This window comes from Rhodoferax sp. P1_F3 (genome assembly GCF_056405715.1).
Map to the genome: position 1 here is coordinate 1 of NZ_JBFUBO010000044.1, position 453 is coordinate 453.

The 453-nt window shown below is 65.3% G+C and carries 1 pseudogene; it reads left to right on the forward strand.

Annotated features, from left to right (window positions below):
* Positions 1 to 453, forward strand: a pseudogene (locus tag AC1DZ5_RS21550) (heme utilization protein); the annotation flags it as partial.

Here is a 453-nt window from a genome sequence, read left to right on the forward strand (position 1 = left end):
GCCACGATGGCGGCGCTCTCCACGGGCCAGATTGCGGCGATTGAGACCACCGACATCCAGGCGCTGAGCACCAAGCAACTGGCTGGCCTGGCCACCGGCACGGTCACGGCGCTGACCACGGACCAAGTGGTCTCGCTGACCACATACCAAGTTGCGAACCTGTCCACGGCGACCCTCAAAGCGCTGACCAGCGACCAAGTGGCGGCGATTGAGACCACCGACATCCAAGTGCTGACCACAGCCCAACTCTCGGGCCTGGCCACCAGCACCGTCTCGGCGCTGAGCACAGACCAAGTGGTTGCGTTGACGACGTACCAGGTCGCGAACCTGTCGACGGCGACGCTGAAGGCGCTGAGCACAGACCAGGTTGCTGCGATCGAGACGACCGACATCCGAGCGCTGACGACGGGCCAGATGGGCACGATTGCGACCAGCACGGTGGCGGCCCTCTCC